At 59.2% G+C, this 16,635-nt stretch carries 11 protein-coding genes and 4 pseudogenes; 8 read left to right on the plus strand and 7 right to left on the minus strand.

Annotated features, from left to right (window positions below; translation table 11 throughout):
* Positions 1 to 88: 88 nt before the first annotated feature.
* From scpA to NKJ80_RS27740, 3 genes are read right to left on the minus strand one after another with little or no spacing between them, the layout of a single operon-like run.
* Positions 89 to 2,230, minus strand: coding sequence for a methylmalonyl-CoA mutase (gene scpA / locus NKJ80_RS27730; protein ID WP_502902237.1), 2,142 nt, complete (start codon positions 2,228 to 2,230; stop codon positions 89 to 91).
* Positions 2,227 to 4,230 carry an acetyl-CoA carboxylase biotin carboxylase subunit gene (locus NKJ80_RS27735; protein WP_352498702.1) on the minus strand — a complete coding sequence of 668 codons (2,004 nt, stop codon included), beginning with the start codon at positions 4,228 to 4,230 and terminating at the stop codon, positions 2,227 to 2,229. Before NKJ80_RS27735 ends, scpA begins: the two co-directional genes overlap by 4 nt.
* Before the next feature lie 12 nt (positions 4,231 to 4,242).
* Entirely contained in the window at positions 4,243 to 5,775 is a 1,533-nt protein-coding gene (locus tag NKJ80_RS27740; RefSeq protein WP_352498703.1) for an acyl-CoA carboxylase subunit beta, read from the minus strand.
* A 218-nt stretch (positions 5,776 to 5,993) separates the two neighbouring features.
* Here NKJ80_RS27740 and NKJ80_RS27745 point away from each other — a divergent pair, with 218 nt between their 5' ends.
* On the plus strand, positions 5,994 to 7,400 hold the full coding sequence (locus tag NKJ80_RS27745; RefSeq protein WP_352498704.1) for a helix-turn-helix domain-containing protein: 1,407 nt from the start codon (positions 5,994 to 5,996) through the stop codon (positions 7,398 to 7,400).
* Between the two features lie 565 nt (positions 7,401 to 7,965).
* On the opposite strand, the gene NKJ80_RS31525 is transcribed toward NKJ80_RS27745, so the two are convergent.
* Positions 7,966 to 8,328 carry a hypothetical protein gene (locus NKJ80_RS31525; protein ID WP_502902238.1) on the minus strand — a complete coding sequence of 121 codons (363 nt, stop codon included), beginning with the start codon at positions 8,326 to 8,328 and terminating at the stop codon, positions 7,966 to 7,968.
* A 68-nt stretch (positions 8,329 to 8,396) separates the two neighbouring features.
* Here NKJ80_RS31525 and NKJ80_RS27755 point away from each other — a divergent pair, with 68 nt between their 5' ends.
* The 6 genes and pseudogenes from NKJ80_RS27755 to NKJ80_RS27785 all read left to right on the plus strand — a co-directional run bounded on the left by NKJ80_RS27755 (position 8,397) and on the right by NKJ80_RS27785 (position 14,243).
* On the plus strand, positions 8,397 to 8,702 hold the full coding sequence (locus NKJ80_RS27755) for an ABC transporter ATP-binding protein (RefSeq protein ID WP_352498705.1): 306 nt from the start codon (positions 8,397 to 8,399) through the stop codon (positions 8,700 to 8,702).
* Positions 8,699 to 9,658, plus strand: a complete 960-nt coding sequence (locus tag NKJ80_RS27760; RefSeq protein WP_352498706.1) for a GlxA family transcriptional regulator — start codon at positions 8,699 to 8,701, stop codon at positions 9,656 to 9,658. The genes NKJ80_RS27755 and NKJ80_RS27760 overlap by 4 nt, the downstream gene beginning before the upstream one ends.
* Before the next feature lie 450 nt (positions 9,659 to 10,108).
* A pseudogene (locus tag NKJ80_RS27765) lies at positions 10,109 to 10,428 on the plus strand (hypothetical protein); the annotation flags it as partial.
* A 358-nt stretch (positions 10,429 to 10,786) separates the two neighbouring features.
* Complete coding sequence (locus NKJ80_RS27775; protein ID WP_352498707.1) at positions 10,787 to 12,376, plus strand: ABC transporter substrate-binding protein; 1,590 nt, start codon at positions 10,787 to 10,789, stop codon at positions 12,374 to 12,376.
* Positions 12,377 to 12,394: 18 nt separating this feature from the next.
* Positions 12,395 to 13,351, plus strand: coding sequence for an ABC transporter permease (locus NKJ80_RS27780; RefSeq protein WP_352498708.1), 957 nt, complete (start codon positions 12,395 to 12,397; stop codon positions 13,349 to 13,351).
* Positions 13,352 to 13,469: 118 nt separating this feature from the next.
* Positions 13,470 to 14,243: an ABC transporter permease gene (locus NKJ80_RS27785; protein WP_352498709.1), complete on the plus strand. Its 774-nt coding sequence runs from the start codon at positions 13,470 to 13,472 to the stop codon at positions 14,241 to 14,243.
* A 140-nt stretch (positions 14,244 to 14,383) separates the two neighbouring features.
* Here the strand turns inward: NKJ80_RS27785 and NKJ80_RS27790 are convergent.
* A pseudogene (locus NKJ80_RS27790) lies at positions 14,384 to 14,485 on the minus strand (ATP-binding protein); the annotation flags it as partial.
* Positions 14,486 to 14,738, minus strand: a pseudogene (locus tag NKJ80_RS27795) (Mu transposase domain-containing protein); the annotation flags it as partial.
* Positions 14,739 to 14,803: 65 nt separating this feature from the next.
* Here NKJ80_RS27795 and NKJ80_RS27800 point away from each other — a divergent pair.
* Positions 14,804 to 15,951, plus strand: a protein-coding gene (locus NKJ80_RS27800; RefSeq protein ID WP_352498710.1) for an IS3 family transposase whose coding sequence is annotated in 2 segments (ribosomal slippage) — positions 14,804 to 15,053 and positions 15,053 to 15,951 — 1,149 coding nt in all. Because the reading frame shifts where the segments join, the coding sequence is not laid out codon by codon here.
* Positions 15,952 to 15,968: 17 nt separating this feature from the next.
* Here the strand turns inward: NKJ80_RS27800 and NKJ80_RS27805 are convergent.
* Positions 15,969 to 16,421 (minus strand): annotated as a pseudogene (locus tag NKJ80_RS27805) (IS21 family transposase); the annotation flags it as partial.
* Between the last annotated feature and the right edge of the window lie 214 nt (positions 16,422 to 16,635).

Below are 16,635 nucleotides of genomic sequence, written 5' to 3' on the forward strand. Positions count from 1 at the left end.
TTTTCGTCGCGGTTCCGTTCAGCGATCATTAATGCCATCTGTTCCAAGGATCGGGGGCTTCGCCGCGCCACCTAAGGCCGTAGACTGTTCATTGATTGCGGCGCTTACCTTCGATGAGATCGATAACCGCACGCGCGGCATCCAAGATATGTGTTCCGGGGCCGAAAACGGCAGCGACCCCATGGTCCATCAGGAACTGATAATCCTGGCGCGGCACCACCCCACCGCACACAACGATGATGTTTTCGCCGCCTCTCGCCTTCAGGGCCTGGATGAGTTGCGGCAGGAGTGTCTTGTGTCCGGCAGCGAGCGACGATGCGCCGACGACATGAACCTCAGAGGCCACTGCCATGCTTGCTGCTTCTTCCGGGGTTTGGAAAAGCGGCCCGGCGACCACATCGAAGCCGAGATCGCCGAATGCCGATGCAATCACTTTGGCGCCGCGGTCATGGCCATCCTGGCCAAGCTTTGCCACCATCAGCTTCGGCCGGCTGCCGAGCGACACGGAAACATCCTTGATGCGTGACGCCAGTGTTTGGTATTCCGGCTCATTCTGGAAGGCGGCGCCGTAAACCTTCGAGATCACCTCGGGGACAGCCGCGTGATCGCCGAACATGCGGCGCAGAGTGTCGGAAATTTCCCCCACCGTCGCGCGAGCGCGCACCGCTTCGACAGCTGCTTTGAGTATATTGCCCTTGCCGCTGGCAGCGGTCTCACCAAGCGCGGCAAGGGCAGCGTCGACGCGCTTGGGATCGCGCTGACGCTTTGTCTGTTCAAGACGACGGATCTGCGCCTCGCGCACCGTCGCATTGTTTATCTCACGAACCTCGATGAGGGCCTCGTTTTCCAGCCGGTACTTGTTGGCGCCGACGATCACCTCGTCGCCGAGGTCGATCGCGGCCTGGCGGCGAGTCGCCGCCGTCTCGATCAGGCGTTTTGGCAAACCGTCGATGACGGCCTTGGTCATGCCGCCGATGGCCTCGATCTCCTCGATGAGCGCACACGCCTTCTCAGCAAGCTCGGCGGTTAGGCTTTCGACGTAGTAGGAGCCGGCCAGCGGGTCGACCACCTTGGTCACGCCGGTCTCGTGCTGAAGGATAAGCTGCGTGTTTCGCGCGATCCGCGCCGAAAACTCCGTCGGCAGTGCGATCGCCTCGTCGAAGGAGTTGGTGTGGAGCGATTGCGTGCCGCCGAGCACGGCCGCGAGTGCCTCATAAGCAGTGCGCACGATGTTATTGTAGGGGTCCTGCTCCTGTAGCGACACCCCGGAGGTCTGGCAGTGCGTGCGCAGCATCAGCGATGAAGGCTTCTTTGGTCGGAACTCTTCCATGATACCCGACCACACAAGTCGAGCAGCCCGCAGCTTGGCGGCTTCCATGAAGAAATCCATCCCAATCGCAAAGAAGAACGAGAGCCGTCCGGCGAAATCGTCGACGTCAAGCCCCTTCTTCAACGCCGCGCGGACATATTCGCGCCCGTCGGCCAGGGTGAAGGCAAGCTCCTGCACAAGCGTCGCACCCGCCTCCTGCATGTGATAGCCGGAGATGGAGATCGAGTTGAACTTCGGCATCTCCTTTGCGGTATACTCGATGATGTCGGCGACGATGCGCATCGAGGGCTCGGGCGGGTAGATGTAGGTGTTGCGGACCATGAACTCCTTCAGGATATCGTTCTGAATCGTTCCTGACAGCGCGGAACGCGGACAGCCCTGCTCTTCGCCGGCGACGATAAAGCAGGCGAGGATCGGGATGACCGCACCGTTCATGGTCATTGAGACGGAAATGTCCTTGAGCGGTATGCCGTCGAACAGGACCTTCATATCCTCGACGGAATCTATTGCCACGCCGGCCTTGCCGACATCGCCGACCACGCGCGGGTGGTCGCTGTCATAGCCCCGATGCGTAGCAAGATCGAAGGCGACCGACACTCCCTGCTGACCCGCTGCGAGCGCTTTGCGGTACAAGGCGTTGGACTCCTGCGCCGTCGAGAAGCCGGCATATTGCCGGATTGTCCACGGCCTTCCGGCATACATGGTTGCGCGCGGTCCGCGGACGAAGGGTTTCAGCCCGGGCAGTGAACCGAGATGGCCGACCTGCTCGAGATCCTCGGCCGTGTAGAGCGGCTTGACGTCGATGCCCTCGGGCGTGCGCGAGACAAGGGTGTCGGGCGATGCCTTTAGCTCCCGCTCGGCAAGTGTGCGCCATTCGGCGAGTTTGGGATCGGCCATCATTCGAACTCCAGAATGGGTTCGTCGACGGCCAGACTTGCCCCGGCTTTGGCGGCAATCCGTTTCACAACGGCCCGCCGTTCGGCGCGCAGGACGTTCTCCATTTTCATGGCCTCGACGACGGCCACCACCTGTCCGGCCTCCACCGACTCTCCTTCGGACACCGCGATCGCGGTGACCACACCGGGCATCGGGCAAAGCAGGAGTTTGGAGGTATCCGGCGGCTGCTTCTTCGGCATCAACCGCGCCAGGTCGGCGATGGGTGGGCTGCGCACGTGGGCGACAACATCCATGCCGCGCCAGCGCAGTCGGTAGCCGGTTCCTGAGGGTGACGTTTTGATCGACATGCGTTCGTCGCCAATTTGAAAGTGTGCTAGAGGCTGGCCCGGCAGCCAGTCGCTTGCGACCGCCAGGGTCGAGCCGGCATCGAATGACACCGCGGTTGCGTCTTCCTGATTGCACACGGCCACCGGAAAGGCATGGTCGCCAAGCGTGACGACCCAATCGCTGGAGACTTTGCGACGATGGTTGTCCATCGCCCCGGAGATCAGGACATTACGGTGCTGGAGTTTCCAGTTGATGTGTGTTGCGACCGCAGCGAGCATCCGCTCATGCCCATCGGTTGGGATCACATCCGCGAAGCCGTCCGGAAACTCTTCGGCGATAAAAGCGGTGCTCAGCCGCCCCTCGCGAAACCTGGGATGGTCCATGACAGCGGAGAGAAACGGCAGGTTATTGCCAATGCCTTCCATTTCGAAATCATCCAGCGCCGCGCCCATGGCGTTGATTGCGCCCAGCCGATCGGGCGCCCAGGCGCAGAGCTTGGCGATGATGGGGTCGTAGTGCATCGAGATTTCCGAACCCTCTACCACACCGGTATCGTTGCGGATGAGGGAACCGTCGGCACGTGCACCCTCAGTGGGCGGCCGGTAGCGTGTCAGGCGACCGATTGAGGGCAGGAAATTGCGATACGGATCTTCGGCGTAGAGCCGGCTTTCGATCGCCCAGCCGTTCAGCCTCACATCGTCTTGGCCAAAGCGCAGGTTTTCGCCGGCGGCAACGCGGATCATTTCCTCGACCAGATCGATGCCGGTCACAAGTTCTGTGACCGGATGCTCGACCTGAAGCCGGGTGTTCATCTCGAGGAAGTAGAAGTTGCGGTCGCGGTCGGCGATAAACTCAACCGTGCCTGCCGAGTGGTAGCCGACTGCCTGAGCAAGAGCGATGGCCTGCTTTCCCATCGCATGCCTGGTTGCTTCGTCGATGAACGGGGAGGGGGCTTCCTCGATGATCTTCTGGTTGCGGCGCTGGATCGAGCATTCCCGTTCACCAAGATACACGATTTTGCCGTACTGATCGCCGAGCACCTGGATTTCGATGTGACGTGGCTCGGTCACGAATTTCTCGATGAAGATCCGGTCGTCGCCAAAGGCGTTCTTGGCCTCGTTTCGCGAGGACTGAAATCCTTCGCGTGCCTCGACGTCGTTCCAGGCGATGCGCATGCCCTTGCCGCCGCCGCCGGCGGACGCCTTGATCATGACAGGAAAGCCAATCTCCGCGGAGATGCGCACCGCTTCCTCGGCGTCCTCAATCAGCCCCATGTGGCCGGGCACGGTGGAGACACCGGCGGATGCCGCGATCTTTTTCGAGGTGATCTTGTCGCCCATCGCCTCAATGGCGACGGGCGAGGGCCCGATGAAGGCGACGCCCTTGGCCTTGAGCCCATCGGCGAAATTCGAATTCTCAGACAGGAAACCGTAACCCGGATGAACCGCATCAGCGCCAGTGGCAACAACGGCATCGAGGATGTTTGCAATGCTAAGATACGACTGGGCTGAGGCGGCGGGACCGATATGGACCGCTTCATCGGCTTGGCGGACGTGCAAGGCGTCGCGGTCAGCGTCGGAATAGACGGCGACGGTGGCTATGCCAAGCCTCCGCGCCGTCTTGATCACCCGGCATGCGATCTCGCCACGATTGGCAATCAGGATCTTCTTGAACATGTTTTTGCGCACTCAAAGTGGGATTGTGTCGTGCTTCTTCCAGCGCGTCTCGACCCTCTTGCACCGCAGAGCGGCGAAGGCACGCGCGATCCGCTTGCGTGAGGAATGTGGCATGATCACCTCGTCGATAAAGCCCCGCTCCGCGGCAATAAAGGGATTGGCGAAACGCTGCTCGTATTGCTTGGTACGAGCAGCGAGCCTCTCGGGATCGCCGAGCTCGGACCGGTAGAGGATCTCCGCGGCGCCCTTTGCGCCCATCACCGCGATTTCGGCGGTCGGCCAGGCGTAGTTGATGTCCGCGCCGATATGTTTCGACGCCATCACGTCGTAGGCGCCGCCATAGGCCTTGCGTGTGATCAATGTGACCATCGGCACGGTCGCCTGGGAATAGGCAAACAGCAGCTTGGCGCCATGCTTGATGACTCCGCCATATTCCTGGGCGGTGCCCGGCAGAAAACCTGGTACGTCGACGAGCGTCATGATCGGGATGTCGAAGGCGTTGCAGAAGCGAACGAAACGCGCCGCTTTGCGAGAGGAATCAATGTCGAGGCATCCGGCCAGCACCATGGGCTGGTTGGCCACCACCCCTACGGTCCTGCCCTCGATGCGAACAAATCCGGTGATGATATTGCGGGCGAAGGCGGCCTGAAGCTCGAAAAAGTCGCCTTCATCGGCGATGGCGAAGATCAGTTCCTTCATGTCGTAGGGCTTGTTGGCGCTCTCCGGCACGAGCGTGTCGAGGCGCAGCTCTATCCGCTCGGGATCGTCATAAAAGGGCCGGACCGGCGGCTTTTCTCGATTGTTCAATGGCAGGAAGTCAAAGAGGCGCCGGACCTCTTCCAAAGCCTCGACGTCGTTTTCGAAAGCGCCGTCCGCAACAGAGGACTTTTGCGTGTGAGTTGCTGCGCCGCCCAGTTCCTCCGCGGTCACGATCTCGTTTGTGACCGTCTTGACCACATCGGGGCCGGTCACAAACATGTAGGAGGAATCCCGCACCATGAAGATGAAGTCGGTCATGGCCGGGGAATAGACTGCGCCGCCGGCGCACGGGCCCATGATCACCGAAATCTGCGGAATGACGCCCGAAGCATCGACATTGCGCTTGAAGACGTCGGCGTAGCCAGCAAGCGAGGCAACACCCTCCTGGATGCGCGCGCCGCCGGAATCGTTGAGGCCAATGACCGGCGCCCCGTTGCGCACCGCCATGTCCATGATCTTGCAAATCTTCTGGGCGTGTGTCTCCGACAGCGATCCGCCAAGCACCGTGAAGTCCTGAGAGAAGACGTAGACCAGCCTGCCGTTGATCGTACCCCAGCCAGTGACTACGCCGTCGCCAGCCACCTTCTTGGCATCCATGCCGAAGTCCGTCGCACGATGCGTGACGTACATGTCGTATTCTTCGAAGGAAGCTTCATCGAAAAGCACCACGAGGCGCTCGCGGGCGGTCAGCTTGCCTTTCGCGTGCTGGGCATCGATACGCTTCTGCCCTCCGCCCATGCGGGCCTGCGCACGACGGATCTCGAGTTGTTCGAGAACCTCTCGCATCAGCGCCCTGCCTGTGCTTCGAACAGGCTCCAAGCCGTCGGCAACGGCGTCGCGGTGAAGCGCCTTCGCGTTGAACTCGGCCTTGCTTTGGGCAATCGCATCAGAACCTTCCGCAGAAATGAGCTCCGCATTAGTTCGCCGGCAATGAAAGGAAAAGGATTGACCGGGTGCGTTTGTAAAAAGTATGTAATTGCAAACAGCAAAATGCGAATCTGCAAATGGCTAACAATAAGCTTTTCATTGGGCGCCGCGTCCGCGAATTACGGGAGGCCAGCAAGGCCACCCAGGCCGCGTTCGCGGAGCGGCTGGGGATTTCGACCAGCTATCTGAACCAGATAGAAAACAATCAACGACCGGTGTCAGCCGCAGTCCTGCTTGCGCTGGCCGAGAAATTCCAGGTTGATATCGCCTCGATCGGCGGCAGTGAGGCCGATCGGCTGCTCTCGGCGCTGAGCGAGGCACTTGCTGACCCAGTGTTCGGCGGTGTTTCAGCCGGATTTCAGGAACTCAAGCTCGTTGCCCAAAACGCACCGTCTTTCGCCCATGCTCTGATCACCTGTCATCAGGCATATCGGAGAAACAGCGAGCAGCTTGCGAGCTTCGACGATCAGCTAATCCGAACCAATGCTTTTGCCGAGCCGACACCCTACGAGGAAGTGCGGGACTTCTTTCATTTTGTTGACAACTACATCGATGAGCTTGACCGGGCAGCCGAGCATCTGGCGGAAGCCTTGGGCGTGCCGGATCGAGATGTCGGGACGGCATTGGCAGATCACCTGGAACAGCATCATCACGTTCGCATGGCACGTGCTGGCAACAGCGAGCGGGTAATCAGGCACTTCGACGCTTCCGCGCGCGTGCTCTACTTGAACTCGTACTCACCTGCGCCGACGCGCAGTTTTCAGATGGCATTCCAGATCGGCGCCTTGGAGCACCGGGCGGAAATCGACCCGATCATCGAGCGAGCGCGCTTCCGTACCTCCGAAGCGGCAGAGATATGCAGGATCGGTCTCCAGAATTATTTTGCCGGCGCGCTTATGTTGCCCTACCGTCCCTTCCTGACTGCGGCAAAAGAACTTCGGCACGACCTGCACCTGCTCGCTGTGCGCTTCGGCGCCAGCCTTGAGCAGGTGGCGCATCGCCTTTCGACGTTGCAAAGGCCTCGGATGAAGGGAGTTCCGGTTTTTTTCGCGCGCATCGATCGAGCTGGCAACATCACTAAGCGCCACAGTGCCGCGAAGTTGCAGTTCGCCCGCTACGGTGCAGCTTGCCCGTTGTGGAACGCTCATCAGGCGTTTGAAACTCCAGGCCGCATGATTTGCCAGCTGGCCGAGACACCAGACGGCGTGCGTTATCTCAGTATCGCTACTGAAGTCGCCAAGACGGAGGGCGGTTTTGGCTCCCCGCACCGTCGCTATGCGATAGCGCTCGGATGTGAGATTTCCGATGCGGGCGATTTCGTCTACGCAGACCGGCTGGCCAACAGCTCGGCTTTCGAGCCTATTGGCGTTTCATGCCGCATTTGTGCGCGCATGGATTGCATTCAACGCGCCATTCCGCCGCTCAAGAGCACCATTGCGATCGACCACGACCGACGCGGCGAACTGCCCTACACGATTTGCTGATCGAAAGTGAGGTGGCCGGGAAATGGCGACGTTATGCCGCCCAGACCTCATCATCTTCTACGAACTCACGACCACTTGACGTCACGACGCAGAGCGAAGTCCGGCGAATCGTCTCCGATTTCGATGCCGCTGCCATCTACATAATTCACAACCTCGCCGTCGTGGGGCAGATGGCCCACCGCATCAAGGCTCTCCTACGCGGCAGGGAAGTCGAGAAAGCCGATAGGTGGAGGATGCTCTGATGCTCTCGGCCCGCGCGAGGACCACACGAAATCCCTTTGGGCAGTTAGAGCCTTTGCTCGTGATGTCCAGCCGCCAGTGCCTCCAGATGCCCGCCGCTATATCTGGTCGATAAATTTGACCGCGAGTTACGGGAGCCTGGACATCCTACAGGTCATCAGCTTCGACATCCGCCGCAAGCGCACGGTTGCCGTAGTGGCAAAAGCGGTTCGGGTAAGTCGACGACCGCCCGCGCGATCACCGGACTTCTTAGGCCCCCGAGAGGGCCAAATTCTGTGCTCGGAGGCACCCCGTTGCCTGCCAGCTGTCGCCAGAGAACGAAAGATCAGCTCCGGCAGATCCAGATGATGTACCAGATGGCGATACGGTTCTTAACCCGAAGCTTTGGCGGAGGGAAATCGTTGGACGCCCTGCCGAGATGTATCTCGGCCTGAAGGGGAAGGCGCTTACCGAGCGCGTTCGCGAACTGCTGCGCCTCATAGAACTCGAACCCGACAGGTACATCGACCGGGCTGCCTCCGAACTCTCGGTTGGACAGAAGCAGCGGATAGGTATCGCCATAGTCTTTGTCGCCGAGCCGAAACTCGTTAGTTTTTTGGGGGTAACTTCGGCGCTTAACCAGATCGTCGCCGAAGGAGTCCTGAAGCTTCTCGACCGGCTCCAGTCGGAGTCTCGAGCTCGGGTACATGTTCATCTCCCCTGCCTCGCCACCGTCCGGGCAATCGCGGACGACATTGTCGTCATCAGTACGGCAAGATGGACGTCGAGCAGGGCGAGAAAGAGGAAATCTTCCAGCCGCCTCATCACTCATATACGGAACTGCTGCTCGCATCGGCGCCGCAGATGGATCCGGACTGGCTCACGAGGACGCTCAGCAAGACTGTTGCGCTTGCAGAGGACCCTTTGGCGCCCGTCAGCATCACGGCTAGCTTGGGCATCACCGCCACTAGCACGGCGCATGCATCAGCGTCGGATGGAGTCATATCTGCGCGTCCTGGAGACAAATTCGCGGTCTGCACGGCTGATATTGTCTCGCTTTCACTCGTAATCTCGGTCTCATGAAAGAAGCGGCTAATTCGATCCACGTCGTGTTTGTCCTGGTCCCCCGCTTCACTCTATCGACACTGGCGTTGGGCATCGACGCCCTACGCGTGATCAACCGTGTGGCACTGCAGCAACTATTCACCTGGGACATCGTGACCCCGGATGGGGCGCCGGCGATGTCCAGCTCGGATATTCCAGTTACGCCAACGAAACGGCTCCAAGAAATCTCCTGCGCCCCGGTAACGCTCGTGCTGGCATCTTGGGAGTTTGAGGCTGGTTACCAGCAGCCCTTGCTCGCATGGCTTCGCCGACAGGACCGTCAGAAAAGTGTGCTGGGGTCGGTGGAAAGCGGTGCCTTCATCCTTGCCAAAGCAGGGCTCCTGCGTTCAGGCGAGGCCGCGGTCCACTTCGAATCCCGCTCCGCATTTTCTGATAAGTTTGGGTCGGAACTTGTTACCGATGATCGATGGATTCTCACGGAGCGACGGGCAAGTTGTTCCGGGGTGATCTCGTTGTTCGATATGTTACTTGCCCTGACCGAGCGGGAACTTGGTCGTGAGTTGGCACAGAATGTGGCCGATATCATGTGCTACCGCCCGCCTTCTCAAGCATCGTCGGCCGATCACCTGCATCGAGATCAACTGCTGATCCGTGCGGATCGGGGCCTGGTTCGCGCCATTGAGGTGATGCATGCCAACCTAGAGAACCCGATAAGCCTTACACAAATTTGCAAGACGGCGAACCTGTCGGTTTGGCGGTTGCGTCGCCTGTTCAAGCGTGAATTGGATCAGGCGCCGTCGGCCTACTACATGGGGCTGCGGCTTCGCCGGGCTCGGGAGTTGTTGGAACATGGCCGCGAAAAAGTGCAGAATATCGCATTGAGCTGCGGCTTCGCCGATGCTCCTAGTTTCAGCACCGCTTTCCGCCGGCTCTATGGCATGTCGCCAACCGAATGCCGAGATCGGCTTCGTTGATTTCACAACAAGGGCAATCTGCTCAATGCACAACCTTGGGGGCTGTGAGGAATGCAAATCTCTACAAAGGCCACCTTTGTCCCGGCGAGTGAACTTCCTTTACCTAAGGACAGGTGAGAGAAATGCAACGCAAGAGGCGAAAGCCTTGGCCGCGTTTACAAAAGCGATAAAGGCCGCCAACAGGAGCAAAATATGAGCGAAATGACCAAGGTTAATGTGCCGCCCTGATCAAGACGATGTTCGAGACGCTGGCTCACGCGCAGGGCAAGGAGTTTGCGGGGATTCGGGTGCATGCGGTGGACGTCTACACCGTCGACGCAAAGACGATCCGCAAGAAACTGGACCTGACACAGGATCAGATGGCGGCGGTACTGGGCACCAGCCCGGCTACAAGAAATGGGAGCAAGGCAGAAGGCAGCCGAGCGGCGCGGGCGCTGCTTCGTATCATGCGTCACCCCGGCCATCAAGCGCCAGATCCGCCGCTCCGCCATCGAGCCGGTGATCGGCCACATAAGGCCGAGCACCGGATGGGCCGCAACTACCTCGCCGACCAGCAGGGCGACGTCGTCAACGCCATCCTAGCCGCCGCCGGCTACAACTTCTCGCTCCTGCGCAGCTGGCTGAGGGCTCTTTTGTGGCTACTCATCGCGCCCTCCAAAGTCAGCCGAAGGCGCTCGAAGCCTGATCCTCTCATTGTTCACGGACGACTTAGCAGTTATGTGATCAGCCGCGCCGCCCTTCCCAACGTCCTATCCGCCTCATTGTGGTAGTTGGACGCCTGCTAGACGGAGCAGAACTGCGACTGCTGAATGTCTCTTGCGCGTGCGCTGGCGCGCATCGCATAGCAACCGGCTTTCAAGCCCAGCACATTCTTGAGCAACGCGCGGCGGTGCTTGCCCACACATCGAAAGGGCAGACCACCACGATCGATCTGCAGCGCGACAATCCCATCGGATATATGAACAGGCCCAATTTGGAGCGAATTAGGCACTCTTCCATGAGAGTCAGGTTACGCCAACGCGCGCCATTTCGACAAGAGACTGTTCGTTTGAAACAAGGTTTCCGTCATCCCTCCTATTAGTCTGGCAGATCGCGGCAGACAGTTGGCATCATGGGAGGAGAACTGCAATGAGCAAAGGGCGTGAACGTTCGAATATGGCCATGACCGTGAACCGACGGAGCATCCTCAAATCCGCAGCTGCGGTAGGTGCGCTGGCTGTCACTTCATCAGGCGGCATTCTGCCTGCTATGGCCCAGGAATCAACTTCGAACAAAGGGGGGCATTTCAAGCTCGGAGTCGCCGCCGGCGCCACATCCGATTCCCTTGATCCTGGGACCTACACGAACACATTCACAGAGGTATTCGGCAAGAGCCTGCATGGCTATCTCACGGAAATAGATGCGGAGGGAAAACTTACCGGCGAAATCGCTGAATCCTGGGAGGCGTCGAAAGATGCCAAGACCTGGACCTTCAAGTTGCGGCAAGGCGTCGAGTTCCACAATGGCAAAAGCTTGGATGCCGACGATGTTATCGCTTCCATCAATTACCATCACCGCGAGGAATCCAAATCTGCGGCGAAGAGCATCGTTGAGGCGATCGACGACATCCGTGCGGACGGCCCCGGAGCCGTGGTCATCTCATTGAAGAACGGCAACGCAGATTTTCCTTACATTCTTGAAGACTTCCACTTGGCCATTGTGCCGGCGAAGGACGGAAAGGCAGACATCTCCGGAGTAGGAGCCGGAGGTTATGTGCTTGAGAATATCGACTACGGCGTCAAAGGCACAGCCAAACGTTTCGCCAACTATTGGAAAACGAATGCGGCCTGGTTCGATTCGATCGAGCTTCTTTCGATCCAAGATGCCACGGCGCGCACTAATGCACTGACAACAGGCCAAATTCACGCGATGGAACGATGCGACCTGAAGACGGTCCACCTGCTAGAGAGGAACAAAGGTCTGGAGATTGTATCGGTCGGCGGTACCCAACACTACACCATGCCCATGCATTGCGATGTCTCCCCATTCGACAATTTGGATGTCCGACTGGCGCTCAAATATGCGATTGATCGCAAGCAACTGCTGGATACCTTGCTACGAGGGTACGGCCAGCTCGGCAACGATCATCCAATCGCGTCCACAAATCGCTTCTTCAACAAGAACCTGCCGCAACGCGAATACGATCCTGAAAAGGCGAAGTTCCACCTCAAGAAGGCTGGTCTTGCTGATCTTAAAGTCAGCCTGTCAGCTTCAGATGCCGCCTTTCCAGGAGGGGTCGACGCCGCAGTGATTTACCAGCAGAATGCAGCCAAAGCCGGCATCACCATCGATGTTGCCCGCGAGCCGAGCGATGGCTATTGGGACGCGGTCTGGCTGAAAAAGCCCTTCTGCCTAAGCCAATGGGCCGGCCGGCCCACAGCGGACTGGATGTTCTCTCAAGTTTATGCCGCCGATGCCGCGTGGAACGACAGCCATTGGAAGAACGCTCGTTTCAATGAATTATTGCTCTCTGCCCGGTCAGAACTCGACGACGCCAAGCGTCTGGAGATGTATTCAGAAATGCAGACCCTCTGCAGCGATGACGGCGGCGCGATCATACCGGTCTTCGCGAACTACGTCAGTGCCCTGTCGAGGAAAGTCGGTCACAGCAAGATAGCTTCCAACTGGGATTTGGATGGCTTCCGTTGTACAGAGCGCTGGTGGTTCGCTGAAGCCTGAGAACGTCGGAAGCTTACCATGACCTCCATTACTAAGATTATTGGTCAGCGCGTCGCACTTGGCGCGCTGACCCTCTGGATTGTTTCGCTGATCATTTTCGCCGGCATTCAATTCCTCCCTGGCGACATTGCAACCGAAATGCTCGGACAGTCGGCTACTCCTGAAACCGTGGCGGCTTTCCACAAAATCCTGGGGCTAGACCTACCTGTTCACGTCAGGTATCTCAGATGGTTTGGCGGTATACTCCATGGCCACTTTGGGACGGCGCTCGCTAGTGGCCGGGACATCGGGGAACTTATTGCCCCGCGGCTGTTCAATACGCTCTTCCTGGCGCTCAGTGCTGCTTTGATTTCCGTCCCCGTCGCATTGCTGGGGGGCATTGTCGCCGCACTCTACCGCAACACCTTCATCGACCGTGCAATCAACGTCGTCACACTTGCCTCGATCTCATTCCCAGAATTCTTCGTTGCCTATATGCTAATCCTGTTTCTTGCGGTCCACGCTGGCATACTGCCCAGCCTGTCCGACGTTGACTCGAGCACCACCTTTTTGATGCGGCTGAATGCCGTCGCTCTTCCCGCGCTGACACTGGCGGTGGTCGTGCTAGCGCACATGATGCGGATGACCCGAACGTCGATCGTAAACCTTCTGGGTAATCAGTATATCGAGACTGCCCGACTGAAAGGCATGTCCGAATGGCGTGTCATGGTCCGGCACGCGTTCCCTAACGCTCTTGCTCCGATCGCCACCGTAGTCGTCCTGAACCTAGCGTATCTCATCACGGGGGTGGTCGTTGTCGAAGTCGTGTTCGTATACCCCGGCCTCGGCCAACTTATCGTCGATTCTGTCCAGAAGCGGGACATCCCGGTGGTCCAGGCCTGCAGCCTGTTGTTTGCCACCACATACGTCCTGCTTAATCTTACGGCGGATATCCTGTCGATTGTCATGAACCCCCGGCTGATGCATCCGAAATGATCGTCGGCAGCTTCGACCGACAGATTGCGAGTAAAGCCAGATGACATTAATCCGGCCCGGCATCATGCGGACAGGTGCCAGGAAAATCGGGGCGGCCCCGTTAAGCGCGAAATTCGGCATGACGGTCATTGTTCTTTACGTTCTCGCCGCAATCTTTGCACCACAGATAGCGCCGTACGGCGAAGCCGACATCGTCGGCTCCCAATTCGAGCCTTGGAGCTCGAACTTCTGGCTCGGCACGGACAACTTGGGTCGGGACATGTTCACGCGGCTTATATACGGAGCGCGGAACACCATTGGCATAGCGCTGACGACTTCAGTGCTGGCTTTCTCAATCGGATGCGCGGCTGGCCTGATGGCCGCAACCTTTGGCGGGTGGACTGATCAGCTGCTCTCGCGGTTCGTGGACATACTAATGTCGATACCGCAGTTGATCTTCGCCCTTTTACTGTTGTCCATATTCGGGACCTCGATACCCTCTCTCATTATCATTATCGCCGTGCTCGACTCGACTCGCGTTTTCCGGCTGACCCGGGCTGTCGCAATCAATGCCGCGGTCTCGGACTACGTAGAGGTGGCAAGGCTACGCGGTGAAGGCCCAATATGGATCATGAGCCGCGAAATCCTCCCTAACATTCTGCCAACATTGATTGCGGAGTTCGGTCTGCGCTTTTGCTTCGTGTTCTTGCTGATCAGTGCGCTTTCTTTCCTGGGTCTCGGCATACAGCCGCCCACATCGGACTGGGGCACAATGGTTCGCGACAGTGCAACCCTTATCGTGTACGGCGACATTACACCCCTTCTGCCGGCCGCTGCGATCGCCATGCTTGCGGTGGGCGTCAATCTGGTTGTGGACTGGTCCTTGCACTCAGCCAGCGGGCTGAGGGACTGACGCCGCCGGCTCGAAGAGGATACCTGGTCGGCTGCGAGATTTCTTATTTATACTATTCGAGCTACTTTGTGTTGATTTCCGCTGAGAACTGACCCGGGGTCTTCGCAGAGAAGTGACCCGCCTCATGCATGGTTCGGGTCTCAGGTTTTAGTCAATGAGGCGGCTTTCTCCTTCTTGCTCGTTGCGGTTTGGGCTGAGCTGTTCTTGAAGCGGAAGCTGTCGTTTCCGGTCTCCAGGATGTGGATGATGCGTCGGTGTTCGCAGATGATCTGCCCCTCCGCGGCAACCACGATCCGTTCCGGGTAGACCTGAGGCTGACCGGCCGATTGGCGAAGGATGCATGCACGCTGTAGCGGTTGCGCTCCAGATGAACCGGCAGGTTGGACAGACCCGCTTGGTGTATTCGACGCAGCCATCAAAGGCTCGCGGCATCGGCATCAGGAACCGTGGTTCCTCGGCCCGGATGTCTTTGATCGTTCCAGGCGTAAGGCCATGGGGATGGCCTGCTGCCGGTTTCGTGGACACCGAGATAAGGTGTTTAACGGAACTGGAGAGTTGGAATGCAGAGAAGGAAATTCAGCCGCGAGTTCAAGCTTGAAGCGGTGAGATTGATCAAGGATCGGGGCGTTGCGGTGGCCCAGGCTGCCCGCGACCTCGATCTGCACGAGAATGTGCTGCGCAAATGGGTGCGCGAGTTGTCGACCGATCCGCAGCATGCGTTTCCCGGTCATGGGCAGATGAAGCCGGAGCAGCAGGAGATCGACCGGCTGCGCAAGGAAGTGTCCAAGCTGAAGGCGGAGCGCGACATCCTAAAAAAGGCCGCAGCCTACTTCGCGAGGGAAGTGACATGAGGTTCGCTTTCATCGCGAGGCACCGGAATATCTGGCCGGTGGCATGGCTGTGTAATGCCCTGGATGTGTCCCGCTCAGGCTTCCATGCCTGGCTCAACCGCATCCCCAGCGACCGATCCCGGCATGACGAGATCCTCGTTTCCTCGGTCGACCGGAGCTTCAAGAGCAGCGACCGCACCTACGGTGCCCGCCGCGTCTGGCATGACGTGCTGGCCGAGGGCCTCTCCTGCGGCCTGCATCGCATCGAGCGATTGATGCGGGAGAACGGTTTGCGGGCCCGGCCTCGGCGTTGCGGATTGCCGAAGGATACAGGCGAACGAGCCGCCGTGTCGGACAACCTTCTCGACCGCGCCTTCAAGGCACCGGCACCGAACCAGAAATGGATCGCCGACTTCACCTACATCTGGACCGCGGAAGGTTGGCTTTACGTTGCGGCCGTCGTCGACCTGTTCTCCCGGCGGGTTGTCGGCTGGGCGATGAAGGCCGAGATGACGGCCCAGCTTGTCACCGATGCCCTCATCATGGCGATCTGGCGCCGAGGCAAGCCCGACAGCCTGCTGCATCATTCCGACCAGGGATCGCAATACACGAGCGAGCAGTTCCAGCGCCTGATGGCCGACCACGGCATCACCTGTTCGATGAGCCGGTCGGGCAATGTCTGGGACAACGCGGCTATGGAGAGCTTCTTCTCGTCGTTGAAAACCGAACGCACAGCCCGCAAGGTCTACAGGACGAGAGATGCCGCAAGGGCAGATGTGTTCGACTACATCGAGCGCTTCTACAACCCTCGGCGGAGGCACTCTACGCTGGGCTATCTCAGCCCCGTGGAGTTTGAGCAACAAGCTATGTTAGCTTAACCTCGTGTCCGAAAAACCGGCAGCAGGCCAGGAATCTGTTGCCACAGTTCCCAGCAACGCTGCGCCAGCGATGGGAAGTGCGGGATCGGTTGCCGTAGTCGGTGGCGGGAATCCTGAACGTTCTTCTCGACCTGGCCCTTCTCCCAGCCCGAGGCTGGATTGCAGAACTCGGCCTCGAACAGATAGTGGCTGGCCGCCGAGAAGCGAGCATTGACCTGGTGATCCTTGCTGCGGCCGATCCTGTCGACCGTGGGCATATTATCGTAGATCCGCGCCGGGGTACGCCCCCAGAACCCGGAAGGCATGGTTGTGGGCAACAGCATCTCGTGCGTTTGCAGCGGATAGGCCCGGACGATGAAGGCCCGGCTGTAGCTGAGCTTGAAGTGCGCCACCCGAAGCTTGGTGCGCTCTCCGCCGAGAACCGCCGAGTCCGCCGACCAGTCGAACCGGAACGCCTCGCCAGGCTCGAATGAGGCTCAGGCGCAGCTTGTCGAACATGGCGGCTGCAGCTCGTGCGCTTCTGCGTCAAGGTGCGCGCTACGTTTGCGAGCAGGCGCAAGGGGAACTGGGTGACATCTTTCTGCAGGGGAGGCGCTCCGCGGCGAGATGAGTCTGCCACCGGGACGTTCAGAATTTCCGTGTCGGGCGGCGCTTGACCGTTATGCCGTCATGGCCCGGCCGGAT

It is taken from the genome of Mesorhizobium sp. M0030 (assembly GCF_040323695.1).
In the GTDB taxonomy this organism is placed as follows: Bacteria; Pseudomonadota; Alphaproteobacteria; order Rhizobiales; family Rhizobiaceae; genus Mesorhizobium.